At 65.1% G+C, this 25,803-nt stretch carries 23 protein-coding genes; 9 read left to right on the top strand and 14 right to left on the bottom strand.

Going from position 1 to position 25,803, the window contains the following annotated elements; translation table 11 throughout:
• Positions 1-15: 15 nt before the first annotated feature.
• Together CV_RS08085 and hemB are read right to left on the bottom strand one after the other, a co-directional pair.
• The gene (locus CV_RS08085; RefSeq protein WP_011135201.1) at positions 16-231 is read right to left on the bottom strand and encodes a hypothetical protein; all 216 of its coding nucleotides are present in this window, start codon (positions 229-231) and stop codon (positions 16-18) included.
• A gap of 75 nt (positions 232-306) precedes the next feature.
• On the bottom strand, positions 307-1,314 hold the full coding sequence (gene hemB, locus CV_RS08080; RefSeq protein WP_011135200.1) for a porphobilinogen synthase: 1,008 nt from the start codon (positions 1,312-1,314) through the stop codon (positions 307-309).
• A gap of 791 nt (positions 1,315-2,105) precedes the next feature.
• Between hemB and CV_RS08075 the strand changes: the two genes are divergently transcribed.
• Positions 2,106-3,248 carry a porin gene (locus CV_RS08075; protein ID WP_011135198.1) on the top strand — a complete coding sequence of 381 codons (1,143 nt, stop codon included), beginning with the start codon at positions 2,106-2,108 and terminating at the stop codon, positions 3,246-3,248.
• A 121-nt stretch (positions 3,249-3,369) separates the two neighbouring features.
• Here CV_RS08075 and dnaJ read toward each other — a convergent pair whose 3' ends face one another.
• The 4 genes from dnaJ to grpE all read right to left on the bottom strand — a co-directional run bounded on the left by dnaJ (position 3,370) and on the right by grpE (position 8,328).
• Entirely contained in the window at positions 3,370-4,497 is a 1,128-nt protein-coding gene (gene dnaJ / locus CV_RS08070) for a molecular chaperone DnaJ (protein WP_011135197.1), read from the bottom strand.
• 13 nt (positions 4,498-4,510) lie between these two features.
• On the bottom strand, positions 4,511-5,620 hold the full coding sequence (locus tag CV_RS08065; protein ID WP_011135196.1) for a fatty acid desaturase family protein: 1,110 nt from the start codon (positions 5,618-5,620) through the stop codon (positions 4,511-4,513).
• Between the two features lie 119 nt (positions 5,621-5,739).
• On the bottom strand, positions 5,740-7,668 hold the full coding sequence (dnaK, locus tag CV_RS08060) for a molecular chaperone DnaK (RefSeq protein WP_011135195.1): 1,929 nt from the start codon (positions 7,666-7,668) through the stop codon (positions 5,740-5,742).
• 114 nt (positions 7,669-7,782) lie between these two features.
• Positions 7,783-8,328 (bottom strand): nucleotide exchange factor GrpE, encoded by a 546-nt coding sequence (gene grpE, locus CV_RS08055; RefSeq protein ID WP_043595834.1) that lies wholly within the window; start codon positions 8,326-8,328, stop codon positions 7,783-7,785.
• A gap of 442 nt (positions 8,329-8,770) precedes the next feature.
• Here grpE and aceA point away from each other — a divergent pair, with 442 nt between their 5' ends.
• Both aceA and rraA read left to right on the top strand, forming a co-directional pair.
• Positions 8,771-10,069, top strand: a complete 1,299-nt coding sequence (aceA, locus tag CV_RS08050; protein WP_011135193.1) for an isocitrate lyase — start codon at positions 8,771-8,773, stop codon at positions 10,067-10,069.
• A 129-nt stretch (positions 10,070-10,198) separates the two neighbouring features.
• Positions 10,199-10,678 (top strand): ribonuclease E activity regulator RraA, encoded by a 480-nt coding sequence (gene rraA / locus CV_RS08045; RefSeq protein ID WP_011135192.1) that lies wholly within the window; start codon positions 10,199-10,201, stop codon positions 10,676-10,678.
• Here the strand turns inward: rraA and CV_RS08040 are convergent.
• Complete coding sequence (locus tag CV_RS08040) at positions 10,675-11,082, bottom strand: GFA family protein (protein WP_043595832.1); 408 nt, start codon at positions 11,080-11,082, stop codon at positions 10,675-10,677. The two genes, rraA and CV_RS08040, sit on opposite strands and share 4 nt — an antisense overlap.
• Before the next feature lie 166 nt (positions 11,083-11,248).
• Here CV_RS08040 and CV_RS08035 point away from each other — a divergent pair, with 166 nt between their 5' ends.
• Entirely contained in the window at positions 11,249-12,046 is a 798-nt protein-coding gene (locus tag CV_RS08035) for a substrate-binding periplasmic protein (protein WP_043595829.1), read from the top strand.
• Positions 12,047-12,111: 65 nt separating this feature from the next.
• On the opposite strand, the gene panD is transcribed toward CV_RS08035, so the two are convergent.
• The 7 genes from panD to CV_RS08000 all read right to left on the bottom strand — a co-directional run bounded on the left by panD (position 12,112) and on the right by CV_RS08000 (position 17,757).
• On the bottom strand, positions 12,112-12,492 hold the full coding sequence (gene panD, locus CV_RS08030; protein ID WP_011135189.1) for an aspartate 1-decarboxylase: 381 nt from the start codon (positions 12,490-12,492) through the stop codon (positions 12,112-12,114).
• Between the two features lie 24 nt (positions 12,493-12,516).
• Positions 12,517-13,350: a pantoate--beta-alanine ligase gene (gene panC, locus CV_RS08025; protein WP_011135188.1), complete on the bottom strand. Its 834-nt coding sequence runs from the start codon at positions 13,348-13,350 to the stop codon at positions 12,517-12,519.
• Between the two features lie 19 nt (positions 13,351-13,369).
• Positions 13,370-14,158, bottom strand: coding sequence for a 3-methyl-2-oxobutanoate hydroxymethyltransferase (gene panB / locus CV_RS08020; protein ID WP_011135187.1), 789 nt, complete (start codon positions 14,156-14,158; stop codon positions 13,370-13,372).
• A gap of 49 nt (positions 14,159-14,207) precedes the next feature.
• Positions 14,208-14,843 (bottom strand): deoxynucleoside kinase, encoded by a 636-nt coding sequence (locus tag CV_RS08015; RefSeq protein ID WP_011135186.1) that lies wholly within the window; start codon positions 14,841-14,843, stop codon positions 14,208-14,210.
• Positions 14,840-15,352 carry a 2-amino-4-hydroxy-6-hydroxymethyldihydropteridine diphosphokinase gene (gene folK / locus CV_RS08010; protein WP_011135185.1) on the bottom strand — a complete coding sequence of 171 codons (513 nt, stop codon included), beginning with the start codon at positions 15,350-15,352 and terminating at the stop codon, positions 14,840-14,842. Before folK ends, CV_RS08015 begins: the two co-directional genes overlap by 4 nt.
• Positions 15,349-16,701, bottom strand: coding sequence for a polynucleotide adenylyltransferase PcnB (pcnB, locus tag CV_RS08005; protein WP_011135184.1), 1,353 nt, complete (start codon positions 16,699-16,701; stop codon positions 15,349-15,351). The genes folK and pcnB overlap by 4 nt, the downstream gene beginning before the upstream one ends.
• A 150-nt stretch (positions 16,702-16,851) precedes the next feature.
• Positions 16,852-17,757: a LysR family transcriptional regulator gene (locus tag CV_RS08000; RefSeq protein WP_043595826.1), complete on the bottom strand. Its 906-nt coding sequence runs from the start codon at positions 17,755-17,757 to the stop codon at positions 16,852-16,854.
• Between the two features lie 127 nt (positions 17,758-17,884).
• On the opposite strand from CV_RS08000, the gene CV_RS07995 reads away from it, so the two are divergent.
• The 5 genes from CV_RS07995 (at position 17,885) to CV_RS07975 (ending at position 25,763) form a co-directional block, all read left to right on the top strand.
• Entirely contained in the window at positions 17,885-18,898 is a 1,014-nt protein-coding gene (locus CV_RS07995) for a zinc-binding alcohol dehydrogenase family protein (RefSeq protein ID WP_011135182.1), read from the top strand.
• Positions 18,899-18,992: 94 nt separating this feature from the next.
• Positions 18,993-19,844, top strand: a complete 852-nt coding sequence (locus CV_RS07990) for a glycine betaine ABC transporter substrate-binding protein (RefSeq protein ID WP_011135181.1) — start codon at positions 18,993-18,995, stop codon at positions 19,842-19,844.
• A gap of 140 nt (positions 19,845-19,984) precedes the next feature.
• Positions 19,985-21,514 carry an efflux transporter outer membrane subunit gene (locus tag CV_RS07985; RefSeq protein WP_011135180.1) on the top strand — a complete coding sequence of 510 codons (1,530 nt, stop codon included), beginning with the start codon at positions 19,985-19,987 and terminating at the stop codon, positions 21,512-21,514.
• Positions 21,515-21,590: 76 nt separating this feature from the next.
• On the top strand, positions 21,591-22,697 hold the full coding sequence (locus CV_RS07980) for an efflux RND transporter periplasmic adaptor subunit (RefSeq protein ID WP_011135179.1): 1,107 nt from the start codon (positions 21,591-21,593) through the stop codon (positions 22,695-22,697).
• Positions 22,698-22,706: 9 nt separating this feature from the next.
• On the top strand, positions 22,707-25,763 hold the full coding sequence (locus tag CV_RS07975; RefSeq protein WP_011135178.1) for an efflux RND transporter permease subunit: 3,057 nt from the start codon (positions 22,707-22,709) through the stop codon (positions 25,761-25,763).
• The last annotated feature ends 40 nt before the right edge of the window (positions 25,764-25,803 follow it).

The following is a 25,803-nucleotide window of genomic DNA, read 5'->3' as shown; positions in this document are numbered from 1 at the left end:
TAGCAGTGACAGTTGTCAGCGTTTTGGCGGCGCTCTGTCACCGTGCGGCAATATTTCCGCCTCGCCGGACGGCGCGTCTTCCTCATCGCCGTCCCAACCCAGCGGCTTGACGCCGGGCGGCAGTTCCACCGGCGGCTCGCGCCTGGCCAGCCTGGCCAGCACGCCGACGGCGGTGATGGCCGGCGCGGCGATCACCGCCAGCCAGAACCAGGTGGAATGCAGCACGTCCATGGTTCATCCTCGAAAAGCGAACACCCCTTGCCACGCTCGCGCCAAGGGGTGCGGTCCGTCACTACCTATTATCGGCTATCCGCGCTGGCGCAGCAGCCGGGCGGCGTCCATCGCGAAATAAGTGAGGATGCCGTCGGCGCCGGCGCGCTTGAACGCCAGCAGGCTCTCCATCATGCACTTCTCTTCATTGAGCCAACCGTTCTGGAAGGCCGCCTTCAGCATCGCATACTCGCCGGACACCTGGTAGGCGAAGGTCGGCACATGGAAGGTGTCCTTGACGCGGCGGATCACGTCCAGGTAGGGCATGCCGGGCTTGATCATCACCATGTCGGCGCCCTCTTCCAAGTCCTGGGCCACCTCCTGGATCGCCTCTTCGATATTGGCCGGATCCATCTGGTAGCTGTTCTTGTCGGCCTTGCCGAGGTTGGCGGACGAGCCCAGCGCGTCGCGGAACGGGCCGTAGAAGCCGGACGAATACTTGGCGGAGTAGGCCAGGATCTTGGTGTGGATGAAGCCTTCCTCCTCGAAGGCCTCCCGGATCGCGCCGATGCGGCCGTCCATCATGTCGGAGGGGCCGAACACGTCGACGCCGGCTTCGGCATGGCACAGGCCCTGCTTGATCAGGATTTCCGTGGTCTCGTCGTTCAGCACGTAGCCGTTGGCGTCGATCACGCCGTCCTGGCCGTGGATGGTATAAGGATCCAGCGCGCCGTCGGTCATCACGCCCAGCTCCGGGAAGCGCTTCTTCAGCTCCCGCACCACGCGCGGCACCAGCCCTTCCGGATTGTAGGCCTCGCTGCCTTCATTGTCCTTGTTCCCGGTGATCACCGGGAACAGCGACAGCATCGGGATGCCCAGCTCCAGCGCCTCCTCGGCCACCGGCAGCAGCTTGTCCAGCGTCAGCCGCGGCGCGCCCGGCATCGACGGCACATCCACCACCTGATTGCTGCCCTCCATCACGAAGACCGGGTAGATCAGGTCGTTGGTGGTCAGCACGTTCTCGCGCATCAACCGGCGGCTGAACGCATCCTTGCGCATCCTGCGCATGCGGGTCACCGGGAAATAGCGATTGGCAAAAATCATGACGACAGCCCCCTAAAAAAGACATCGGCAATTGTACGCCCAATCCCCCCGACGCGGCAGCGGGCTTTACGCATCGTCGCGATGCGTTCCTGCAGCGAGGCCGCCTGCCCGCCCCCTGCGCGTGGGCGCGCCATCTCCCGGCTCGCCCAGTCCTCCCGCATTCTGAAGTTTTGAGCAAAAGCATAGAATCTATCGGTTTATGGGATCTATTTAGCAATCAAACCCTTTTCAGCATGCCTCCATGCCTGGCCGCCGCTGCGGAACCGCTCAGGCGATATAGCCGGCTCCAAGGCACTGCGCGTGGACAGGGGAATCCTAACCCGCGCATCTTTTTCCGCGACGCGGATCTTGAGCGCGCCCGCCAGCCAATCGCAGCCAAGCGTATGACCGTGCGCAACTCACCCGCCATCGGCCGGCCATGAATTTGCATGATAAAAACTCAATCATCATGAATTGTGCAATTGCAGCAAAATGCATAAAAGCAACAATAAATTTCACTATTAATGGAAATTTTTATATTCCATATAAATTACAAATTTTACAAATAGCTTCCACAGCCAGAAAACCTGAAAACAAGCTTTTGATGTGAAACAAAATATCATTTTTCATGCAAAAAAAGCGCCTTGACAGGCAATTGTCATTACAGTGAATTGTTCTGATATGTTAAGAAGTATGTCTTGACGAAAAACTCATCCCTCCTCCACACTGCCGAACCTATCACGGCGGAATAAAAACAACACCGCCGGCAGGCGCCTCAGGGCAAGAAATCGAAACAAAGGGTTTTAGAGAAAATGAAGAAAATCGTACTCGCCGCCGCAGTCGCAGCGGCCATCCCGGCATTCGCTCAAGCCGACGTCAACCTCTACGGCTCGCTGCGCGCCGGCGTCTCCGTCACCAAGAACAGCACCAACAACTACAGCTCCACTTTCGGCGTCGACGATTTCGGCAGCCGTATCGGCTTCCGCGGCAACGAAGATCTGGGCAACGGCCTGAAAACCATCTGGCAAGTGGAAACCGGCTTCGCCATGGATGGCGTCTCCGGCGGCGGCACCGCGTCCGGCACCTTCGCCAACCGTGAAAGCTATGTTGGCATCGACAGCAGTTACGGCAAGCTGCGCGTGGGTTACCTGACCGACGTGCTGGGCGACAGCGAAGCCACCGACAACCTGTACGGTCCGCGCCGCGACGGCATGGGCACCAACTTCCCGCTGTACGAGGCAACCGACCTGTTCTCCTACGGCGACAGCCGCTACAAAAACAGCGTCCGCTACGATTCCCCCACCTGGAATGGCTTCAATCTCACGCTGCAATACGGCGCGGGCGAGAACGCCGCCGTAGGCCAGATGAAACAGGGCGAACAATACGGCGCACGTTTGGCCTATCAGAACTCCGGCTTCTTCGGCGCCTGGGCCTACGCCGGCGTGCTGAACACCAAGGGCGGCAGCAACAGCTCCACCAACCGCCTGGAAGGCGGTTACAGCGCCAACAACCTGTACCTGGCCGCTACCTACCAGTGGCTGACCACCTATGGCAACGCTTCCGCGCAAGCCAAGAATGCCGACGGCACACTCAAGGTTGACGACAACAAACAGCCGGTTTATGTCATTCCCGGCATCAAGCAATTGAGCCCGACCATAGGCAGCGGCACCAACAAGGTGGAAAACACCGGCTGGGCCATCAACGCCGCCTATACCATCGGTAACTTCAAGCCGTCCATCGTCTACTCGAAGCGCGGCGACGCCAAGATCGACGGCGTCCGCTACAGCCTGGGCGCCAGCCAGTGGGCGGCAGCTCTGGACTACACCCTGAGCAAGCGCACCATGGTGCAAGTCGGCTACGGCGAACTGAAGGAAAACAAGGACGCTCAAACCATCAACCAGCACGCCAAAGATACGTCCTCGCTGGCTTGGGCGATGATGAAGCACAACTTCTAAGTCTCCTCGGTTTCTGGAATGTGCGAACAGCCGCCCCACAGGGCGGCTGTTTTGCTTTGAACGGCAGCCAAACAAAAACGCCAGCCCTGAGGCTGGCGTTTCGCAGTTCCGACTCAACAGCTTATTCGAAGAAATCGCGCAGCTTGTCCATGAAGGACTTGGAACGCGGATTGTGGGTGGCCACATCGCCCTGGCTGATCGCCTCGAACTCGCGCAGCAGCTCTTTCTGGCGCTCGGTCAGCTTGACCGGGGTTTCCACCACCACGTGGCAGTGCAGATCGCCGTACTCGGCGCCGCGCACCGCCTTCACGCCCTTGCCGCGCAGGCGGTAGACCCGTCCGCTCTGGGTTTCCGGCGAAATCTTCACCTTGGCCATGCCGTCCAGGGTCGGGATTTCCACTTCTCCGCCCAGCGCCGCGGTGGAGAAGGAGATCGGCATCTCGCAGTGCAGGTCCATGCCGTCGCGCTGGAACACCGCGTGCTGCTTGATATGGGTGACCACGTACAGATCGCCGGCCGGCCCGCCGTTCTGGCCCGGCTCGCCCTCGCCGCCCAGGCGGATGCGGTCGCCCTCGTCGACGCCGGCCGGAATCTTCACGTTCAGCGTCTTGGTGGTCTTCTTCTGGCCGGCGCCGTGGCAGCTGCCGCACGGATCGGTGATCTGCTTGCCCGTGCCGTGGCAGGTCGGGCAGGTCTGCTGGATCGAGAAAAAGCCCTGGCTCATCCGCACCTGGCCGTGGCCGCCGCAAGTGGCGCAGGTCTTGGGCTGGGTGCCCGGCTTGGCGCCGGTTCCATTGCAGGTGGAGCAGGATTCGTGCGATGGGATGCGGATCTGCTTCTCGCAACCGCGCGCCGCCTCTTCCAGCGTGATTTCCATGTTGTAGCGCAGGTCGGCGCCGCGGTAGACGTTGGAACGCCCGCCGCCGCTGCCGCCCCGGCCGCCGCCGAAGATGTCGCTGAAGATGTCGGCGAAATCGCCGAAGCCGCCGAAGCCCTGGCCGCCGCCGCCCATGCCGGCCTGCGGATCCACGCCCGCGTGGCCGAACTGGTCGTAGGCGCCGCGCTTCTGGCTATCGGACAGGATCTCGTAGGCTTCCTTCACCTCCTTGAACTTGTCCTCGGCCTCCTTGCTGTCCGGATTGCGGTCCGGATGGTACTTCATCGCCAGCTTGCGGTAAGCCTTCTTGATGTCGTCGTCGGAAGCGTCGCGATTGACGCCGAGCACATCGTAGTAGTCTCTTTTTGACATCTTGCTGTCACTCTCAAATTCTGGTTGCCGCAGCAACAGGGCCCGCGCTCAGCGCGGCCGGTTGTCGCCCCATCTGTTTCAAAAAGCGGAAATGCGCCTTCATCGCCGCCCATACCGACTGAAACGACTGGTAGGGCATGCCGTGCTCCCGGCAGGCATCGGCCACGATCCGGCTCAGCGCCGGGTAGTGGACATGGCTGGTCTTGCGGAACAAATGATGCTCGACCTGGAAATTCAGGCCGCCCATGTAAAACGTCACCAGGCGGTTGCCGCAGGCGAAATTGGCCGTGGTCTTCAGCTGATGCACCGCCCACTCGTCGGCCATCTTGCCGTCGTCTCCCGGCAGCGGGAAAGCCGCGCCTTCCACCGTGTGCGCCAACTGGAACACCACCGACAGCGTCAGGCCGAACAGCAGGTGCACGCCGATGAAAGCCAGCAACACATGCGAAAACGGGTGGTACAAGGCCGGCAAGACCAGGGTGTAGCCGACGTACAGCAACTTGGTGGCCACAAAATAAGGCCATTCCCACCATGCCCGCTTCGGCAGCGGCGTATCGCCGATCTTGCCGCGTATCATCTTGTGCCAGTCGCTGAACAACAACCAGAACAGCGTCAACAGGCTATACAGGAACACCGCGTACCAATGCTGCAGCCTGTGCCAGGGCCGCCACGGCGTGGCCGGCGACAAGCGCATCAGGCTGCCCAGCGCGATGTCGTCGTCCTTGCCGTCCACATTGGTGTAAGTGTGGTGCAGCACATTGTGCTTCTGCTGCCACAAGCTCTGGCTGCCGCCCAGCACCTCCATGCTGGAGCCCATCAGCCAATTCACCCAGCGTTTGCGCGAATAGCTGCCGTGGGCGCCGTCGTGCATCACGTTGAAGGCGATCAGCACCAGGCCCTGCGCCAGGCCGAAGCCGGCCAGCAGCGCCGACCACCAATGCTCCGCGCCCCACACCAGCGCCGCGTAGCTGAAGCCGGCCAGCGCGTAAGCGAACGCGGTCTTGAAATGCAACAGGCGGTTGCCGGTGTGGCGCTGGCCGGTTTGCTGAAAGTAGGCGTCAACCCGGGACTTCAGCGTTTCGAAAAACGGCCCTCGGGCCGAAAAGGTGATACGGGACGACATGCACTCTCCAAAAGACCAAACCTGAAGGCGGTCACGCAAACGCCGATGACCGGAGCAAGCCCCGGGGCTTCCCGGAGGGCTTGGCCCGGTCATCTGGCGCCTTCATGACAAGACGGCTATCAGGCCTTGTCTTTCTTCACTTCTTCGAACTCGGCGTCCACCACGTTGCCTTCGTCCTTCTTGCCGGCTTCGGCCTGCTCGGCGCCGCCTTGGGCGCCGGCTTCCGCCTGAGCCTGGGCGTACATGATCTCGCCCAGTTTCTGGCTGGCCTTGGCCAGTTCTTCGGCCTTGGCCTCGATGGCTTCCTTGTCGTCGCCCTTCACCACTTCCTCGGCTTCCTTCAGCGCGGACTCGATCTTGGCCTTTTCATCGGCGCCGATCTTGTCGCCGTGCTCGCCCAGCGATTTCTTGATGCTGTGGATCAGGCCTTCGGCGTGGTTGCGCGCGGTCACCAGCTCATGCAGCTTCTTGTCTTCCTCGGCGTTGGCCTCGGCATCCTTCACCATGCGCTCGATCTCGGCCTCGGACAGGCCGGAAGACGCCTGGATGGTGATGTTGGCCTGCTTGCCGGTGGCCTTGTCCTTGGCGGACACGTGCAGAATGCCGTTGGCGTCGATATTGAACTCGACCTCGATCTGCGGGATGCCGCGCGGCGCCGGCGGGATGTCGCCCAGGTTGAACTGGCCCAGCGACTTGTTGGCGGCGGCCTTCTCGCGCTCGCCCTGCAGCACGTGGATGGTCACCGCGGTCTGGTTGTCGTCGGCGGTGGAGAAGGTTTGCGACGCCTTGGTCGGGATCGTCGTGTTCTTCTGGATCAGCTTGGTCATCACGCCGCCCAGGGTTTCGATGCCCAGCGACAGCGGGGTCACGTCCAGCAGCAGCACGTCCTTGCGGTCGCCGGACAGCACGGAGCCCTGGATCGCGGCGCCGACGGCCACGGCTTCGTCCGGATTCACATCCTTGCGCGGCTCCTTGCCGAAGAATTCCTTGACCGCGTCCTGCACTTTCGGCATGCGGGTCTGGCCGCCGACCAGGATCACGTCGGTGATGTCGGACAGCGACACGCCTGCGTCCTTCAGCGCCACGCGGCACGGCTCGATAGAGCGGGCGATCAGGTCATCCACCAGGCTTTCGAACTTGGCGCGGGTGATCTTCATCGCCAAGTGCTTGGGACCGGTGGCGTCCATGGTGATGTACGGCAGGTTCACTTCGGTCTGGGTGGCGCTGGACAGCTCGATCTTGGCCTTTTCAGCGGCTTCCTTCAGACGTTGCAGTGCCATCACGTCCTGCTTCAGGTCGACGCCTTGCTCTTTCTTGAACTCGGTGACGATGTAGTCGATCAGGCGCTGGTCAAAGTCTTCGCCGCCCAGGAAGGTGTCGCCGTTGGTCGACAGCACTTCGAACTGGTGCTCGCCGTCCACGTCGGCGATTTCAATGATGGACACGTCGAAGGTGCCGCCGCCCAGGTCGTACACCGCGATCTTGCGGTCGCCTTCCTGCTTGGCCAGGCCGAAAGCCAGCGCGGCCGCGGTCGGCTCGTTGATGATGCGCTTGACTTCCAGGCCGGCGATGCGGCCGGCGTCCTTGGTGGCCTGGCGCTGGCTGTCGTTGAAGTAGGCCGGCACGGTGATCACGGCTTCGGTCACTTCCTCGCCCAGGTAGTCTTCGGCGGCCTTTTTCATCTTGCGCAGCACTTCTGCGGAGATTTGCGGCGGAGCCAGTTCCTGGTCGCGCACCTTGACCCAGGCGTCGCCGTTCTTGGCCTTCAGGATTTCGAAAGGCATCAGGTCGATGTCCTTCTGCACTTCCTTGTCCTCGAAGCGACGGCCGATCAGGCGCTTGGCGGCGTAGATGGTGTTCTTCGGGTTGGTGACGGCCTGGCGCTTGGCCGGCGCGCCCACCAGGATCTCGCCGTCTTCGACGTAGGCGATGATGGACGGGGTGGTGCGGTTGCCTTCGGCGTTCTCGATGACTTTCGGGTTGCCGCCCTCTACCACTGCCACGCAGGAGTTGGTGGTGCCCAGGTCGATACCGATGATTTTACCCATGATGTATTCCTTTTCTCTATTCGTTCCGGCTTTGACTTATCTGATAGTCAGAGCCTGTTGTCTCAATAAATATTGGCTATGCCGAACTTTTCAAGAGGCCGGCATGCGCCTTTTTTATGCCTTGGCCTTGGCCACCACCACCATGGCCGGGCGCAGCACGCGGTCGGCCAGCAAATAGCCCTTCTGCATCACGCGCACCACGGTGTTCGGCTCGGCGTCGGACTCTTCCGCGCTCATCGCCTGGTGCTGGTGGGGATCCAGCTTGTCGCCCAGCTTGGGCGCGATGTCCTTGATCTGCGCCTTGTCGAAGGCGGACACCAGCTGTTTCAGCGTCATGTCCACGCCCATCTTCAACGCGTCGATCTGGCCGCTCTGGTCCAGCAGGGCCATTTCCAGATAATCCTTGACCGTCACCAGCTCGGCCGCGAACTTGCCGATCGCGTATTTGTGCGCGGCGGCCACCTCGTCCTGCGCGCGGCGGCGCTGGTTTTCCAGCTCGGCGCGGGCGCGCAGCAGGGTGTCGTTCAGTTCGGCGATTTCGGCTTCCAGCCCGGCGATGCGCTGCTCGGGGGTCTGCTCCAGCTCGGTATGCGCCGCGCTGGCGGTCTCGGTCATTTCGTTTTCCACGGCTTCGGCCGCTTGGTTTTGGTTCTCTTGCATGACGTTTCCTCGGAATTGCACCGGCTAAATTGATGTCCAGATGCAAGGTAGGGACTTTCGTCCCGATTTCAAGCCCTGACGCGCATATCTCCATCTCAAGGCAAAAATAGTCAATGTGCGTATTTCTACGGCCATTTTTTCGCAAACAATGCATTTGTCGCGTTCAAATATTCGTTTGAAGCAGCACATTGTTAGCTTATGAAAACACTGGATTTTTTCTGTGCAGCACTGCACACAAGGTGATTTTTTTGTGCTTATAATGGCCGCACACCAAGGAGCAAACCGCTGCGGCGGCGCAAAAGCGCAACCCTGCGCGGTCAAGGAAATTCGGGTCGATCCAACCCGGTTTCGACAAAAAATCCGGCACACCGGATACGCCGTACAGCCATCGAGGACGCCGGTTCGCCGGCGAGCACAGAAACGTTTCGAGAAGGGTTTCAACATGACGACTCGCGAACAACGCATTGCAGCCATCCAGAAGGACTGGGACGAAAACCCGCGCTGGAAGGGAATCAAGCGTGGCTACAGCGCCGCCGACGTCGAACGCCTGCGCGGCTCGCTGCAGGTGGAGCACAGCCTGGCCCGCCATGGCGCGGAAAAACTGTGGCAGCTGGTCAACAACGAACCGTACATCAACTGTCTGGGCGCGCTGACCGGCGGCCAGGCGATGCAACAGGTGAAGGCCGGCGTCAAGGCGATCTACCTGTCCGGCTGGCAGGTGGCCGCCGACAACAACGAATACTCGGCGATGTACCCGGACCAGTCGCTGTACCCGGTGGATTCGGTGCCCAAGGTGGTGGAACGCATCAACAACGCCTTCACCCGCGCCGACGAGATCCAGCACGCGAAGGGCCTGGACAAGGGCGACAAGGGCTATGTCGACTACTTCGCCCCCATCGTCGCCGATGCCGAAGCCGGCTTCGGCGGCGTGCTGAACGCGTATGAGCTGATGAAGGCGATGATCCGCGCCGGCGCCGCGGGCGTGCACTTCGAAGACCAGCTGGCCTCGGTGAAGAAATGCGGCCACATGGGCGGCAAGGTGCTGGTGCCGACCCAGGAAGCGATCCAGAAGCTGATCGCCGCCCGCCTGGCGGCCGACGTCTACGGCGTGCCGACCCTGGTGATCGCCCGCACCGACGCCGAAGCGGCCGACCTCTTGACCAGCGACGTGGACCCGAACGACGAGCCCTTCCTGACCGGCGAACGCACCGCCGAAGGCTTCTACAAGACCAAGAAGGGCCTGGAGCAGGCGATCAGCCGCGCGGTGGCCTACGCCGACTATGCCGACCTGGTGTGGTGCGAAACCGGCACGCCGGACCTGGAGTTCGCCCGCAAGTTCGCCGAGGCCGTCCACGCCAAGCACCCGGGCAAGCTGCTGGCCTACAACTGCTCGCCGTCGTTCAACTGGAAGAAGAACCTGGACGACGCCACCATCGCCAAGTTCCAGCGCGAGCTGGGCGCGATGGGCTACAAGTACCAGTTCATCACCCTGGCCGGCATCCACAGCATGTGGTTCAACATGTACGACCTGGCGCAGGACTACGTGGCGCGCGGCATGTCCGCATACGTCGAGAAGGTGCAGGAGCCCGAGTTCGCCGCCCGCGACCGCGGCTACAGCTTCGTGTCCCACCAGCAGGAAGTGGGCACCGGCTACTTCGACGACGTCACCACCGTAATCCAGGGCGGAACCTCCAGCGTCACCGCGCTGACCGGCTCCACCGAGGAAGAGCAGTTCCACTAAAAGTGGGCGGCTGGCAGCCATGCCAGCCGCGTTGCCGCCACAAGCGGCCACTCATCAGCCCGCGTACCCCGCGGGCGGTGCCGCCCCGTCTTACGGCCGGGCGGCATTTTCCTATCCGGAGAGAACGACATGAGCTTGGCGACCACCGATCTGTGCGACGCGTTCGATGCCGAAATCCAAGTGCTGGACCCGGTGTTTCAATCATTCGGCGGCCATGCCCGCTTCCACGGCCCCATCGCCACGCTGAAGCTGTTCGAGGACAACAGCCTGGTGCGCCAAATGCTGGGCGAGCCCGGGAACGGCCGGGTGCTGGTGGTGGATGGGGGCGGTTCGCGCCGCTGCGCGCTGCTGGGGGACCAGTTGGGCGAGCTGGCGGTGAAAAACGGCTGGGCCGGACTGGTGATAGACGGCTGCGTGCGCGACAGCGCGGCGCTGGGCAAGCTGCCGCTCGGCGTCAAGGCGCTGGCCGCGCATCCGCGCAAGTCGGTGAAGCGGGACAGCGGCCAGCGGGATCTGCCGCTGCGCGTCGCCGGTTGCGACATCCTGCCGGGACAATGGCTTTACGCCGACGAGGACGGCGTGATCGTCAGCGGACGCCCGCTGGGCTAGCCGCCCTCGCGCTGATGCACCGGCAGCGCGCCCTGCGCGCTGGCGGTGCCCCACTCCAGCCGCTGCTCCCACCAGGAGTGATGCTCCGGCGCCAGCGCCTCCGGCATGTCCAGCGAGGCGGCGGTCACGTCGATCTCCTCCGGATCGGACTCGTGGAAGTATGTGAGCGTGGAGCCGCAATGCGGACAGAAGCCGCGCGACACCGCCGCAGACGAGTGGTACTGCACCGGTTTCTCGCCGCGCCACTCCAGTTCGTGCACGCGGACGGTGAACCAGGTGACAAAGGCGGCGCCGCTGGCGCGCCTGCAGCTGCGGCAGTGGCAATGGGTGATGTGGAACGGCGTGCCTCGCAGACGGTAGCGCACCGCGCCGCACAGACAGCCTCCGGTCAGTCCTACGCTCATCGACGATCCCCCCGCAGGATTGGAATGCGGTCTTTGCCGCGCCTCCTTTTCACTATGCCTCAGCCATGCTGCAAGTGCAAAAAAACCATCAAACCGCCGCTGGACATCGGAAGCATAGCCGGCGAGCGCCGCATAAAATGGAACATGCACACCTCCGGAAACCATCATGCGCCGCGCCCTCTCCGCCCTATTGCTCTGCCTGCTCCTGCCCCATGGCCCCGCCTCCGCGGAAGAACCGGACCGCTCGCCGGTGCGAATCTGCGACGACGGCGACGAATGGCCGCCTTACACCTATTACCGCCGGACCAACGGCGAGCCGACAGCCGAGATCACCGGCTTCTCGGTCGAAGTGATAGGCGCCATCCTCGGCAAGCACGGCATTCCATTCACCATTGCGTTGCCTCCCTGGAAACGCTGCCTGGCGTCAATAGAGGCGGGAGAGAACTACGTGATGGCGCTCAGCGCCAGCAAGAATCCCGACCGGGAGCGGCGCTTCCTGTTTTCCATGCCCTACTACCAAACCCACTATTACGTCTTCTACGCCAAGGATCGCTTCCCTCAGGGATTGAAGCTGGACAGCCAGGCGGATCTCAACCGATACCGGCTGGGCGGCATCAAAGGCTATGCCTATTCGAATCTAGGCACGGTTGACAAGGACAGGATGGTGCGGGCCGCCAGCTATCCGGAGTTGGTCAAAATGATGAAAGCCGGCCGGCTGGACGTGTTCGCTGAAGACTACGAAGTCATGGCGGGCCTGGCCAGCATAGGCACGCTGGACATCATCGGGGATCCGTCCATCGGCCGCGCGCCGCTGCCCGGCGCCAACGCCAACCCCTTCCACATGATCTTCAGCCGCAAAAATCCGCGCGGCGAAGCCTTGAGGCAGCTGATCGACAGCGAACTGGAAGCGATGCGCCGCTCCGGACAGCTGGCCAAGCTGCTGGCCAAGTATGTGAAGCGCTGATCCAAAGACAATCGCCGCGGGTTGCCCATCCGGGCCACGCGCGGCGATGGCGGAAAAACCGGCGCTCAGGCCGGCTGGGTCGGCGTGGCGCCCTTCACCTCGGTCAGGCGGTTGTCGCCGTCGACGAACACCAGCTTGGGCGAGTGGCCCTTCAGTTCCGCATCCTCGTACTGCGCGAACGAGGCGATGATCAGCAGGTCGCCCGGCGCGGCGCGGCGCGCGGCGGAACCGTTGACCGAAATCACGCCGGACCCGCGCTCGGCCTTGATCGCGTAAGTGGCGAAACGCTCGCCGTTGGTGACATTCCAGATCTGCACCTCTTCGTACTCGAGAATGTCCGCCGCTTCCAGCAGGTTCTCATCGATGGCGCAGGAGCCGATGTAATGCAGCTCGGCATGCGTGGTGGTCACGCGGTGGAGCTTGGACTTGAGCATATTGCGTTGCATGACAGCCTTCCTTCTCGTCCCGGCCTAGCGGAACACTTCGATATTGTCGATCAGACGGGTCTTGCCCAAGCGAGCGGCGGCCAGCACCACCAGGCGCTTCTCGCCGGCGTGGGCGATCTCCAGCGTATCGGCCTGCCGCACTTCCACGTAGTCCACGGTCCAGCCCGCTGCGGCCAGATCGTCGCGCGCGGCTTGCTCCAGCGCCGCGTAATCCTGGCTGCCCGCCATCAGTCCGTCGCGGATCATGGACAGGTTGCGGTACAGGCGCGGCGCTTCGGCGCGCTCTTCGGCCGACAGGTAGCCGTTGCGCGACGACAGCGCCAGGCCGTCGCCGGCGCGGCCGGTGTCCACCGGCACGATCTCGATCGGCGAGTTCAGGTCGGCGATCATGGCCTGGATCACGTGCAGCTGCTGGTAGTCCTTCTTGCCGAAACAGGCCAGATCGGGCTGCACGATGTTGAACAGCTTGGTGACCACGGTGGCCACACCGCGGAAATGCCCGGGGCGGAAGGCGCCGCACAGCTCGTTCTGGATGTGCGGCGGCTCGACGTTGAAATCCTGCCGCACGCGCGGGTACAGCTCGCGTTCGGACGGGAAGAACAGCGCGTCCACGCCGGCGGCGGCCAGCTTGGCGCAGTCGGCGTCGAAAGTGCGCGGGTAAGCGTCGAAGTCCTCGCCCTGGCCGAACTGCAGCCGGTTGACGAAGATGCTGACCACGACTTTCTCGGCGCGTTCGCGCGCGGCGGCCACCAGCTTCAGGTGCCCCTCGTGCAGATTGCCCATGGTGGGCACGAAAGCCAGCTTGCCGGCCTGCTTGCGCCAGGCGCGCATCTCGGCCACGGTACGGATGATTTCCATCTCTCGTTCTCTTCCGGGCTTAGTAAGTGTGCTCTTCGGCCGGGAAGGTCTTGTCCTTCACCGCCTTGATGTAAGCCTGGACAGCGCCCTGGATGCTGCCGGCCTCTTCCATGAAGTTCTTGACGAACTTGGCCTTCTTGCCCGGATACACGCCCAGCATGTCGTGCAGCACCAGCACCTGGCCGGACGTGTCCGCGCCCGCGCCTATGCCTATGGTCGGCGCCTTGACGGTTTCGGTGATCTCCTTGGCCAGCGGCGCCGGCACGCACTCCATCAGCACCAGGCTGGCGCCGGCCTCGGCCAGGACCTTGGCGTCGTTCAGGATGCGCTGCGCGTCTTCGCCCCTGCCCTGCACGCGGTAGCCGCCGAACATGTTGACGTATTGCGGCGTCAGGCCGATGTGGGAGCACACCGGAATGCCGCGCTCCACCAGGAAGCGGGTGGTCTCGGCCATGTAGGCGCCGCCTTCCAGCTTCACCATGTGGGCGCCGGCCTGCAGCAGGCGCGCGGCATGGGCGAAGGCCTGTTGCGGGCTCTCCTGGTAGGCGCCGAAGGTCATGTCGCCGAGGATCAGCGCGTTCTTGGCGCCGCGGGCCACGCAGCGGATGTGGTAGAGCATGTCCTCTTCGCTGACCGGCAGCGTGGAGTCCACGCCCTGCATCACCGGGCCCAGCGAGTCGCCGACCAGCAGGATTTCCACGCCGGCCTCGTCCAGCAGGCTGGCGAAGCTGGCGTCGTAGCAGGTCAGCATGGTGATCTTCCGGCCTTCCTCGGCCAGCTTGTGCAGGGTATTGACGGTTATTTTCATCTCGACTTCCTCGCGTTCCATCTTCGGCGCCGCGCGGGAACCAACCCGGTCAGACGCTCTTGTTGAAATAACTGCGCTGGCCGCGCATTTCGGCAATGCAGCGGATCAATAACTCGAAGTCCTCGTCGCCGTCCACCAGATTCAAGTGGTCGGTGTTGACGATCAGCAACGGCGCCGCCTCGTACTGGTGGAAAAACTCGCTGTAGCCGGCATGCACGCGTTTGAGGTAGCCCTCGGGGAAGTTGACCTCGTAATCGACGGCGCGCGCGGCCACCCGCTGCAGCAGGATGTCCTCGGACGCCTGCAGATAGATCACCAGGTCCGGCACCGGGTATTCCGGCAACGCCAGCCTCGCCAGGCGCTGGTAGATCGCCAGCTCGTGCTCGTCCAGGTTGAGGCGGGCGAACAGCGCGTCCTTCTCAAACAGGAAGTCGGATACCAGCGGCGCGGCCTGCAATTCGCCGCTGATCATCTCGCGCGCGATGTCGGCGCGCTGCAGCAGGAAGCTCAGCTGGGTGGACAGCGCGTGCGCCGGCATATTGCGATAGAAGCGCGGCAGGAAGGGATTGGCGGCCGGGTCCTCGGCCTTCAGCTGCACGCCCCAGTATTCGGACAGCCGGCGCGCCAGCGAAGACTTGCCCGAGCCTATCGGCCCCTCCACCACCACGTATCGCAATTGACTCATGCTTGTTCCTGTTTGTTGGGGTTGGACTCGTCGTCCAGGCGCGCCACGCCGGAACCGGCCAGGTCCGCCGCCAGCGCGGCGATGTCGCCGACGCCCGGCAGCGTGGCGCCGGCGGCGATCTCGGCCAGCGGCACCATCACGAAGGCGCGCTCGCGCATGCGCGGATGGGGCAGGATCAGCCGGGGCTCTTCAAGGAAGACGCCATCGTAATACAACAAGTCAAGATCCAGTACCCTTGGCGCGTTGCGGAAGCTGCGCTGGCGGCCGAAGCGTTGCTCCAGCGCCAATAACGCGTCCAGCAGGCGCAACGGCGGCAGCTCTGTGTCCAGCAAGGCCACCGCGTTGATGAAATCGGGCTGGTCGGCGTAACCGACCGGCGCGGTGCGGTAGAGCGAGGAATGGCGCAGCAACGTGGCGCCATCCAAATGGCCAAGGGCCGCAAGAGCGGCCCTGACTTGCTGCTGAGGCTGCTCCAGATTGCTGCCCAGAGCCACGTAGGCCAGCGTCACTCGGCGCTCTCCCCCGCGCCCTCGGGCTTGCGGCGGCCGCTGCGCCGGCGGCGGCGCTTCTTGGCGGGCTCCTCGGCGCCGCCTTCCTTGGCTTCGGCGATCAGGCGCTCGCACTCGTCGGCGTCGGCGCGCTGGAAGCGCTCCCACCACTCCACCAGCGCGCGCGGCACCTCGCCGGCCTCGCTGCGCAGCGCCAGGAAATCATAGGCGGCGCGGAAGCGGGGCTGCTCAAGGAAGCGGTATGGGCGGGCGCCGGTGCGGCTGTCGAAGCGCGCCTGCAGCGTCCAGATCTCGCGCATGGTCACGCTGAAGCGGCGCGGAATGGCGAAATCGTTGTCCTGTTCGTTCTCGACGTCGGAAATGGCGTCCAGCAGCGCCGGCAGGCTCTTCTCGCCCGCCTCGCGGCGGCGCTGCCAGCCCTGGTCGACCTGGCGCCACAGCAGCGTGGCCAGCAGGAAGCCGACGGAAATCGGCTTGTCGGCGCGCAGCCGGGCGTCGGTGTTGTCCAGGCTCAGCTTCAGGAAGGCGTCCTCGCCGCCCTTGTCGTCGATCACCGCGTCCAGCAGCGGGAACACGCCGCGCGCCAGGCCCTCCTCGCGCAGCTTTTTCAGGCAGGCGTAGGCGTGGCCGGACATCAGCAGCTTCAGCAGCTCGTCGAACAAACGGGCCGGCGGCTCTTTCTTCAGCAGGTGGGCATGCGCGCGGATCGGCTTTTTGGTGTCCTCGTCGATCTCGAAGCCCAGCTTGGCCGCCAGGCGCACCGCGCGCAGCATGCGCACCGGGTCTTCCTGATAGCGGCGTGCCGGCTGGCCTATCATCACCAGTTTCTTCGCGTGCAGGTCCTTGACGCCGTGGTGGTAGTCGATGACGGTTTCGTCGGACGGGTCGTAGAACAGCGCGTTGACGGTGAAGTCGCGCCGGTGCGCGTCCTCTTCCTGGCTGCCGAAGCTGTTGTCGGCCATGATGCGGCCGGTTTCATTGGTGTCGTCGACGCTGCCGCCGCGGAAGGTGGTCACTTCTATGGTTTCCGGGCCCATCATCACGTGGACGATGCGGAAGCGGCGGCCGATGATGCGGGAGCGGCGGAACAGGTGGTGCACCTGCTCCGGCGTGGCGTTGGTGGCCACGTCGAAATCCTTGGGCGACACGCCCAGCATCAGGTCGCGCACGGCGCCGCCCACCACGAAGGCGGAGAAGCCGGCTTCCTGCAGCCGGGAAGTCACGCGCAGCGCGGCGTGGCTGAGCTGGTCGCGGCGGATGCCGTGCTGCGGCAACGGATAGACGCGCGGTTTGCCGCGGCGTTTGCCCATGGGCAATTCCAGGACTTTACGGATGAGCTTGCGGATCATGTGGAAGATAGTGGCTTGGAATGCTGGATTCGCAAGGTTAGGGATTCAAGGCCGCGATTATAGCCCGAATCCCCGCGGAAAATACACATCGGCCCTTCCCTCCCCCGAAACTTGTTTCAATCGATACGGTCCGCGCCGCGCGCCTCCGCGTCACGGCTCCGCCAGATACCGTTCTAGGCAATCTTGCAGATGCGCGCGCAACGCGGCCACCGCCGGCGACAACATCAGCCGATGCGGCGTGACCAGGCATAGCGGCGTCGGCTCGGTTCCGTAATCGGGCAGCAGGGGCGTCAGCCTGCCCGCGCGCAGATCGGCCAGCACGTCCAGCCGCGACTTGTAGGCGATGCCGCAGCCGTCCACCGCCCAGCGCCGCACGATCTCTCCATCGTCGCTGAGCCAGCGCCCGGACACCGTCACCGTCTGCCGCTCGCCCTGGCGTTCGAAACTCCAGCGCTCGTGCACCGCCGCGCCCAGTACCAGCCGCAGGCACTGGCGGCCCCGCAGGGCCTGCGGCGTCTCCGGCGCGCCGTGGCGGACCAGGTAGTCCGGCGACGCGCACAGCACCCGGCGGTTGTCAGCCGCCAGCGGCAGCGCCACCAGGCTGGAATCCTCCGGCACGCCGTAACGCAACGCCACGTCCACCGGCTGGCGGTAGAGATCGGCGACGCGGTCGCTGATCTGCAACTGCAGGCTCAGGCCGGGATGCCGGCGCAGAAAATCATCCAGCCATGGCCGCAGCAGGTTGCGCCCCAGGTCCGACGGCATCGACAGCGACAGGCTGCCCGACAGCTCGCGCCTGTCCTGCTCCAGCGCCAGGCTGCCGGCCTGCAGCGCATCCAGCGCCGCGCGCGCGTGCTCCAGGTAGCGCTCGCCGGCCAGCGTCAGCCTCAGGCTGCGGGTCGAGCGCGCCAGCAGCTGCGCGCCGAGCGCCTGCTCCAGCCGCTTCAACGCGGCGCTGGCCACCGCCGGGCTCAGGTCCAGCTGGCGCGCGGCGGCCGACAGGCTGCCGTTGTCCGCGGCGCGGATGAATACCTGCAAATCATCGACTCTAACCATTTTTATCAAAAATATTTTGAAACTGATTCGTATATTAGCCGGATTTTCTTCAAATCAAACAGCAATACCATGCGAGGCATCACGAAGGCGGCCCCGCCGCCGGGATTGCGTAACCAGAGGAAACCCCATGAAAGCCGTCGCTTATTACCAGAATCTGCCCATCTCCCATCCGGAAGCGCTGCAGGACGTGCAACTGCCCGAGCCCGTCATCGGCGAGCGCGATCTGCTGGTGGAGGTGCAAGCCATTTCCGTCAACCCGGTAGACGTGAAGGTGCGCGCCAATATGGCGCCGGAAGCCGGCCAGCCCAAGGTGCTGGGCTGGGATGTGGCCGGCGTGGTGCGCGCCGTCGGCGCCAAGACCACGCTGTTCCAGCCGGGCGACCGCGTCTGGTACGCCGGCGCGCTGCAGCGCCCCGGCGCCAACAGCGAGCTGCACGCGGTGGACGAGCGCATCGTCGGCCGCATGCCGGACAGCCTGGACTTCGAGACCGCGGCCGCGCTGCCGCTGACCGCCATCACCGCCTGGGAGCTGCTGTTCGACCGCCTGCAGGTGTTGGCCAACGGCCAGCCGGCCGGCCGCAAGCTGATGATCGTCGGCGCCGCCGGCGGCGTCGGCTCCATCATGATCCAGCTAGCGCGCCAGCTGACCGGCCTCACCGTGATCGCCACCGCGTCGCGGCCGGAAACCCAGGCCTGGGTCAGAGAGCTGGGCGCCCATCACGTGATCGACCACAGCCAGCCGCTGAGCCGGGAGCTGAAACGCATCGGCATCGAGAGCGTCGACTACGTCGCCAGCCTGAACCAGACCGACGCCCACTTCGGCGAGATCGTCGAATCGCTGGCGCCGCAGGGCAAGCTCGCGCTGATCGACGACCCGGCAGCGCTGGACGCGCGCCCGTTGAAAGTGAAAAGCATCTCGCTGCACTGGGAGTTCATGTACACCCGCTCGATGTTCGCCACCGACGACCAGATCGAGCAGCACAAGCTGCTGACCGAGCTGGCGCGGCTGGTGGACGCCGGCATCGTCAAGAGCACCGTCGCCGAGCGTTTCGGCGCGATCAACGCCGCCAACCTCAAGCGCGCCCACGCCTTGCTGGAAAGCAACGCCGCCCGCGGCAAGATCGTGCTCAGCGGTTTCTGACCCAGCCGCGCCGTGGCGGCCGGCACCGCACAGGCCGCCACGGGCCCTTCTTTCCCTCCCCGGCCGCGCAACGCGGCCTTTCCGGTCCGACGACATGAATACGCCCCGCATCACCCTGATCACGATAGACCTGTCCTTTCACGCCGCCAGCGCCGCGGTAGTTGCCCAACTGCTGGAAAAACACGGCGTGGCAGTAGACGAGCTGCGCGCGCCGCACGAGCGCGCGTTCGCGCTGCTGGCCGCCGGCCAGGGCGACATGCTGTGCAGCGCCTGGCTGCCCGGCAGCCATGGCGGCTATCTCGCCCCCATTGAAAACGACATGGAAAAGCTGGCCGCGCTCTACGAACCTTACGCGCTGTGGGGCGTGCCGGACTACGTGCCGGCGGGGGCCGTCGCCGAAATCGCCGACCTGAAAAAACCGGAGGTCGCGTCGCGGATGATCAAAAGGATACAAGGCATCAATCCCGGCGCCGGCATCAGCCGCTTTTCGCGCGAGATCATCGCCCACTACCGTCTGGACGGGGCCGGCTACCATTTCGAGAACGGCAGCCTGGAAGACTGCGCCCAGGCGTTCGAACAGGCGGTCGCGCGCGGCGACTGGGTGGTGGCGCCGCTGTGGCAGCCGCAATTCCTGCACTGGCGCCACCGCATCCGCGCGCTGGCCGACCCGGAAAACCTGCTGCGCGGCCGCGACGAGGCGACGCTGATCGCCCGCAAGGACGCGCTGGCCCGCCTGCCGCCCGCAGCCGTCGACGACTTGCGCAGGCTGCGGCTGGGCAACCGGGTCGTCGCCTGGCTTGACCATCTGATCTGCCGCCAGGGCGCGACGCCGGCTCAGGCGGCGCGGCAATGGCTGTCCTCGGCGGGCGGCGCGGACGGACGGGCAGGAGGCGACAGCCATGTTCAGCAAGACGACATTCACATGACCACACCATCAACCCAGTAGACATATGGACAAAATCCAGAGAGCATACGGGATTCATTCCCTTGCTCCGTCCAGGCGAGCCGTCGCAAGGGAAGAAATCGGGGAAGGCCGCGGGTCCGGCTGATGGCCGCGCGGCGTTCCTGCACATTCAGGAGCACGCTGTGTATTCCAGATCCAATCCTCCTTCCGCCCGGCCGCGCCCCGCGGCCGGCGACGGCCTATCCTCTCCCGCGCCCTGGCGCCGCCTCGCGCTCTTGGCCCTGGTTCTGGCCCAGGCCGGCTGCGCGGTCGGCCCCGACTTCAAGCCGCCCGCGCTGCCGGACGCCGCCAAGCGCGGCTATGCCGAGACGCCGCTGGCCGCAACCACCGCCAGCGACGAACGTGCCGGCCCCGCCGGCGCCGGACAGCGGCTGGTGAACGGCGGCGATTTGCCCGCCCAATGGTGGACGCTGTTCAGATCGCCGGAACTGGACCAGCTGATCCGCGCCGCGCTGGCGCACAACCCCTCGCTGGAAGCGGCGCAGGCTGCGCTGGCCCAGGCGCGCGAGAACTACAACGCCGCCTCCGGCAGCCTGTTGTTTCCCAATGTGAACGCCCAGCTGGGCGGCGGCCGCCAGCGCGCCATCCTCTCCGGCACCGCGCCCAGCGAATTCAACGTCTACAGCGCCACCGTCAACGTGTCGTACACGCTGGACCTGTTCGGCGGCTCCCGCCGCCAGCTCGAAGGCCTGATGGCGGCGGCCGACTACCAGCGCTTCCAGACCGAGGCCGCCTACCAGACACTGATCGCCAACGTGGTGACCGCCGCCGTCCAGGAAGCCTCGCTGCGCGGCCAGCTGCAGTCCACGCGCGAGCTGCTGAAGGCGCAGGAGGCCCAGCTCGCCATCGTCGACAAGCAGGTCGCCCTCGGCGCCCAGGCGCGCGCCGCGGCGCTGAGCCAGGGCACGCTGGTGGCGCAGACCCGCGCCCAGCTGCAGCCGCTGGAAAAAGCGCTGTCCCAGACCCGCAACCTGTTGGCCACACTGGCCGGCCGCTTCCCCGGCGAGGGCGGCCTGCCCGAGTTCCGCCTGGAGTCGCTGCGCCTGCCGGACGAGCTGCCGGTGTCGCTGCCGTCCGACCTCGCCCGCCAACGCCCGGACATCCGCGCCAGCGAGGCGCTGCTGCACCAGGCCAGCGCCAACGTCGGCGTCGCCACCGCCAACCAGTACCCGCAGATCACCCTCAGCGGCAGCTACGGCACCCAGCACACGGTGCTGCCCAATACCGACCTCGGCAACACGCTGTGGAGCGTCAGCGGCGGACTGTTGCAGCCGCTGTTCAACGGCGGCGCGCTCAGCGCCAAGCGCCGCGCCGCCGAGGCCGCCTACCGGCAAGCGGAGGCCCAGTACCGGACAACCGTGCTGAAAGCCTTCCAGGACGTCGCCGACAGCCTGCGCGCGGTGGACGCCGACGCCCGGGCGCTGCAGGCCCAGGCCGACGCCGAGGCCAAGGCGCGCGAGTCGCTGGAGGTCCATACCCGCCAGTACAAGCTGGGCGGCATCAGCTACCTGTCGCTGCTGGACGCGCAACGCAGCTACCAGCAGGCGCGCATCGGCCTGATCCAGGCCCAGGCGGCGCGCTACAGCGACAGCGCGGCGCTGTTCGCGGCGCTGGGCGGCGGCTGGTGGCAACAGCCCGCGGCCGCCAACTGAGCGGGCAAGACACACACATCGCCCGCCGGCGACGGCGGGCCAGCCAATTCGAATCGCCATATAGAGAAGACGAATCATGACCAAGCGAATGTTGATCATGCTGGGCTGCGTGCTGGCGCTGGTGGTGGCGCTGGGCGTGGGCTTTTTCCTCCACATCCAGAAGCTGATCGCCAGCTCGCCCAAGCCGGGGCCGCAGACGGTGTCCACCGCCGTGGCCAAGATGCAGGAATGGCAGCCGCAGCTGGGTTCGGTGGGCACGCTGTCCGCCGTGCACGGCGTGGACGTCAGCAGCGAGGTGGCCGGCCTGGTGCGCAGCCTGCACTTCAAGTCCGGCCAGGACGTGAAGGCCGGCGAGGTGCTGGTGCAGCTGAACGCCGACGCCGACGTCGCCCAGCTGCGCGCGCTGCAGGCCGCCGCCGAACTGGCCGCCACCACGCTGAAGCGCGACCGCGCCCAGCTGGCGGTGCAGGGCGTCAGCCAGGCCCAAGTGGACGCCGACGAAGCCGACCTGAAGAGCAAGAAGGCCCAGGTGGCGCAACAGGAGGCGGTGGTGGCGAAAAAAACGATACGCGCGCCGTTCGCCGGCCGCGTCGGCATCACCGCGGTCAATCCCGGCCAGTACCTGAATCCGGGCGACAAGATCGTCACGCTGCAGACCATAGACCCGGTCTACATCGACTTCTACCTGCCCCAGCGGCAGATCGCGCAAATCCGCCTGGGCCAGCAGGTCAAGGTGAAGAGCGACGCCTTCGGAACCGAGCCCTTCCACGGCCGGATCAACGCGATCAGTCCCAAGATCGACCCGGCCACCCGCAACGTCCAGGTGCAGGCGACCATCGCCAACCCCAAACGCCTGCTGCTGCCCGGCATGTTCGGCAACGCCACCATCGACGTGGGCAGCAAGCAGAACCGCCTGACGCTGCCGCAAACCGCGATCACCTACAACCCGTACGGCTCCACCGTGTTCCTCGTCAAGCAGGGCAAGAACGGGCCTGAAGCGCAGCAGGCCTTCGTCACCACCGGCGACACCCGCGGCGACCAGGTGGCGATCACCGGCGGCCTGAAGGAAGGCCAGGAAGTGGTGACCAGCGGCCAGCTGAAGCTGAAGACCGGCACGCCGATCGCGGTCAACAACTCGGTGCGTCCGTCCGACAACCCGAGTCCGACGCCGCAAGAACACTGAGGCCGCGCCATGAACTTCACCGACATCTTCATCAAGCGGCCGGTGCTGGCCACGACCATCAGCCTGCTGATCGTCGTGCTCGGCCTGCGCTCGCTGTTCGGCCTGCCGATCAACCAGTATCCGCAGACGCAGAACGCGGTGGTGACCATTTCCACCACCTATTACGGCGCCGACGCCAAGACCGTGGCCGGCTTCATCACCCAGCCGCTGGAGTCGGCGATCGCCCAGGCGCAGGGCATCGACTACTTGTCGTCCTCCAGCAACAACGGCGTGTCCACCATCACCGCCACGCTGCGGCTGAACTACGACGCCAACCGCGCGCTGACCGAGATCAACACCCAGGTCAACTCGGTGAAGAACCAGCTGCCGGCCCAGGCGCAGCAGCCGGTGCTGACGGTGCAGACCGGCCAGACCACCGACGCGATGTACATGGGTTTCTACAGCGAGACGCTGCCGACCAACAACGTCACCGACTACCTGGTGCGCGTGGTCAAGCCCAAGCTGGATTCGGTGGCCGGCGTGCAGACCGCCGAAATCCTGGGCGCGCGCCAGTTCGCGCTGCGCGCCTGGCTGGATTCGGCCAAGATGGCGGCCCACGGCGTCACCGCGGCCGACATCAGCGCCGCGCTGGCCAGCAACAACGCGCTGAGCGCGCCGGGCTCCAGCAAGGGCCAGATGGTGACCATCCCGCTGACCGCCGACACCGACCTGCACACGGTCGCCGACTTCAAGCAGCTGGCGATCAAGCGCAACGGCGACGCCATCGTGCGGCTGGAAGACGTGGCCATGGTGACGCTGGGCTCGGAGAACTACGACTTCAACGTCGCCTTCAGCGGCGTGCGCTCGGTGTTCATCGGCATCAAGGTGGCGCCGGAGGCCAACATCCTCGACGTCGCCGAACGGGTGCGCAAGGCCTTCCCCGCCGTCCAGCAGCAGCTGCCCACCGGCCTGACCGGCCAGATCGTCTACGACTCCACCGACTTCATCAACACCTCGATCCACGAGGTGGTGAAGACCCTGGTCGAGGCGCTGGTGATCGTGACCGTGGTGATCTTCCTGTTCCTGGGCAGTTTCCGCGCGGTGGTGGTGCCGGTGATCGCGATGCCGCTGTCGCTGATCGGCACCTTCTTCATCATGCTGATGCTCGGCTACTCGATCAACCTGCTGACGCTGCTGGCGCTGGTGCTGGCCATCGGCCTGGTGGTGGACGACGCCATCATCGTGGTGGAGAACGTGGACCGCCACATGCGCGAGGGCAAGACGCCGTTCGAGGCCTCCATCATCGCCGCGCGCGAGCTGGGCGGCCCCATCCTGGCGATGACGGTGGTGCTGGTGGCGGTGTACGTGCCGATCGGCTTCCAGGGCGGCCTGACCGGCGCGCTGTTCACCGAGTTCGCCTTCACGCTGGCGGCGTCGGTGACGGTGTCCGGCGTGGTGGCGCTGACGCTGTCGCCGATGATGTGCTCGCGCTTCTTCAACGCCGACATGGACAACAGCCCCTTCGTCCACGCGATCGACCGCACCTTCGAGCGCGTGCGCCACGGCTACCGCCGCATCCTGCACAGTCTGCTGGAAACCTGGCCGGTGCTGATCGTGATGGGCGCCATCCTGATCGCGCTGCTGGCGGTGATGTTCAAGATGTCCAAGTCCGAACTGGCGCCGGAAGAGGATCAGGGCATCGTGCTGTCCCAGGTGGTGGGCGCGCCGACGGCCACCTCCGAGCAGATGCAAACCTACGCCAAGCAAGTGTTCCAGGTGGCCAAGGGCATGCCGGAATACGAGCAGATGTTCCAGATCACCGGCGTGCCGACCGTCAACGCCGGCATCGGCGGGGTGCTGTTCAAGCCGTGGGATCAGCGCTCGCGCAACGCGCACGAAATCCAGATGGACCTGCAGTCGCGCTGGAACAAGATCGCCGGCGCGCGCGTGGCGGCGTTCCAGTTCCCGCCGCTGCCGGGCGCGTCCGGCCTGCCGGTGCAGTTCGTGATCAACACCACCGAGCCGTTCGAGAACCTGAACCAGGTGGCGCAGCAGGTGATGGACAAGGCGCGCGCCTCCGGCAAGTTCTACTTCCTGGACGCCGACCTGAAGATCGACAAGCCGCAGGCCACGGTGATGATGGATCGCGACAAGATCACCGCGCTGGGCCTGACCCAGCAGGACGTCGGCAACGCGCTGAGCGCGGCGCTGGGCGGCGGCTATGTCAACTACTTCTCGATCGACGGCCGCTCCTACAAGGTGATCCCGCAGGTGCAGCAGGTGGACCGGCTCAACCCGTCGCAGCTGCTGGACTACTACATCAAGACCCCGAACAACGGCGTGATCCCGGTCGGCACCGTGGCCACGCTGAAGTACGACGTGGTGCCGCAGTCCATCACCCGCTTCCAGCAGCTCAATTCGGTGACCATCTCCGGCGTGCCAGGCGCGTCGCAGGGCGAGGTGCTGCAATACCTGCGCGACACCGTGCAGCAGGTGGCGCCGACCGGCTATTCGGTCGACTACTCCGGCCAGTCGCGGCAGTTCATGCAGGAGTCAGGCGGCTTCCTGGTGACCATGCTGTTCGCGGTGATCATCGTGTTCCTGGCGCTGTCGGCGCTGTTCGAGAGCTTCCGCGACCCGGTAGTGATCCTGGTATCGGTGCCGCTGGCGCTGTTCGGCGCGATGATCTTCATCTTCCTGGGCTTCTCCTCGCTCAACATCTACACCGAGGTGGGCCTGGTGACGCTGATGGGGCTGATCAGCAAACACGGCATCCTGATCGTCGAGGTGGCCAACGAGCTGCGCAAGACCGGCCTGTCCAAGCGCGAGGCGATCGAAGAGGCGGCGTCCATCCGGCTGCGCCCGATCCTGATGACCACCGCGGCGATGGTGTTCGGCGTGATCCCGCTGGTGATCGCTTCCGGCGCCGGCGCGGCCGGCCGCTACGCGATGGGCCTGGTGATCTTCACCGGCCTGTCCATCGGCACGCTGTTCACGCTGTTCGTGGTGCCGGCGATGTATATGTTCATCGCCTCGCGCCGCGAGGAAAAAGCTGAGCCCGCGCCGGAAGAAGCGGCCCAGCACTAAGCCCGCGTACTGCGCTATGATCCGACAGGCGGCCCCGGCC

Source organism: Chromobacterium violaceum ATCC 12472 (genome assembly GCF_000007705.1).
GTDB classification, from domain to species: Bacteria; Pseudomonadota; Gammaproteobacteria; order Burkholderiales; family Chromobacteriaceae; genus Chromobacterium; species Chromobacterium violaceum.
Note: the sequence above shows the minus strand (reverse complement) of the source record. Positions and strands in the feature narration are given on the sequence as shown.

Coding starts and splice junctions, on each gene's coding strand:
- hemB (WP_011135200.1), bottom strand. CDS start 1,314: ATGATTTTTGCCAATCGCTATTTCCCGGTGACCCGCATGCGCAGGATG.
- grpE (WP_043595834.1), bottom strand. CDS start 8,328: ATGCAAGAGAACCAAAACCAAGCGGCCGAAGCCGTGGAAAACGAAATG.
- panB (WP_011135187.1), bottom strand. CDS start 14,158: ATGAAAATAACCGTCAATACCCTGCACAAGCTGGCCGAGGAAGGCCGG.
- CV_RS07990 (WP_011135181.1), top strand. CDS start 18,993: ATGAATACGCCCCGCATCACCCTGATCACGATAGACCTGTCCTTTCAC.
- panD (WP_011135189.1), bottom strand. CDS start 12,492: ATGCAACGCAATATGCTCAAGTCCAAGCTCCACCGCGTGACCACCACG.
- CV_RS08075 (WP_011135198.1), top strand. CDS start 2,106: ATGAAGAAAATCGTACTCGCCGCCGCAGTCGCAGCGGCCATCCCGGCA.
- aceA (WP_011135193.1), top strand. CDS start 8,771: ATGACGACTCGCGAACAACGCATTGCAGCCATCCAGAAGGACTGGGAC.
- CV_RS08035 (WP_043595829.1), top strand. CDS start 11,249: ATGCGCCGCGCCCTCTCCGCCCTATTGCTCTGCCTGCTCCTGCCCCAT.
- CV_RS08040 (WP_043595832.1), bottom strand. CDS start 11,082: ATGAGCGTAGGACTGACCGGAGGCTGTCTGTGCGGCGCGGTGCGCTAC.
- CV_RS08015 (WP_011135186.1), bottom strand. CDS start 14,843: ATGAGTCAATTGCGATACGTGGTGGTGGAGGGGCCGATAGGCTCGGGC.
- CV_RS07995 (WP_011135182.1), top strand. CDS start 17,885: ATGAAAGCCGTCGCTTATTACCAGAATCTGCCCATCTCCCATCCGGAA.
- pcnB (WP_011135184.1), bottom strand. CDS start 16,701: ATGATCCGCAAGCTCATCCGTAAAGTCCTGGAATTGCCCATGGGCAAA.
- panC (WP_011135188.1), bottom strand. CDS start 13,350: ATGGAAATCATCCGTACCGTGGCCGAGATGCGCGCCTGGCGCAAGCAG.
- CV_RS07980 (WP_011135179.1), top strand. CDS start 21,591: ATGACCAAGCGAATGTTGATCATGCTGGGCTGCGTGCTGGCGCTGGTG.
- CV_RS08065 (WP_011135196.1), bottom strand. CDS start 5,620: ATGTCGTCCCGTATCACCTTTTCGGCCCGAGGGCCGTTTTTCGAAACG.
- dnaK (WP_011135195.1), bottom strand. CDS start 7,668: ATGGGTAAAATCATCGGTATCGACCTGGGCACCACCAACTCCTGCGTG.
- dnaJ (WP_011135197.1), bottom strand. CDS start 4,497: ATGTCAAAAAGAGACTACTACGATGTGCTCGGCGTCAATCGCGACGCT.
- CV_RS08085 (WP_011135201.1), bottom strand. CDS start 231: ATGGACGTGCTGCATTCCACCTGGTTCTGGCTGGCGGTGATCGCCGCG.
- rraA (WP_011135192.1), top strand. CDS start 10,199: ATGAGCTTGGCGACCACCGATCTGTGCGACGCGTTCGATGCCGAAATC.
- CV_RS07975 (WP_011135178.1), top strand. CDS start 22,707: ATGAACTTCACCGACATCTTCATCAAGCGGCCGGTGCTGGCCACGACC.
- CV_RS08000 (WP_043595826.1), bottom strand. CDS start 17,757: ATGGTTAGAGTCGATGATTTGCAGGTATTCATCCGCGCCGCGGACAAC.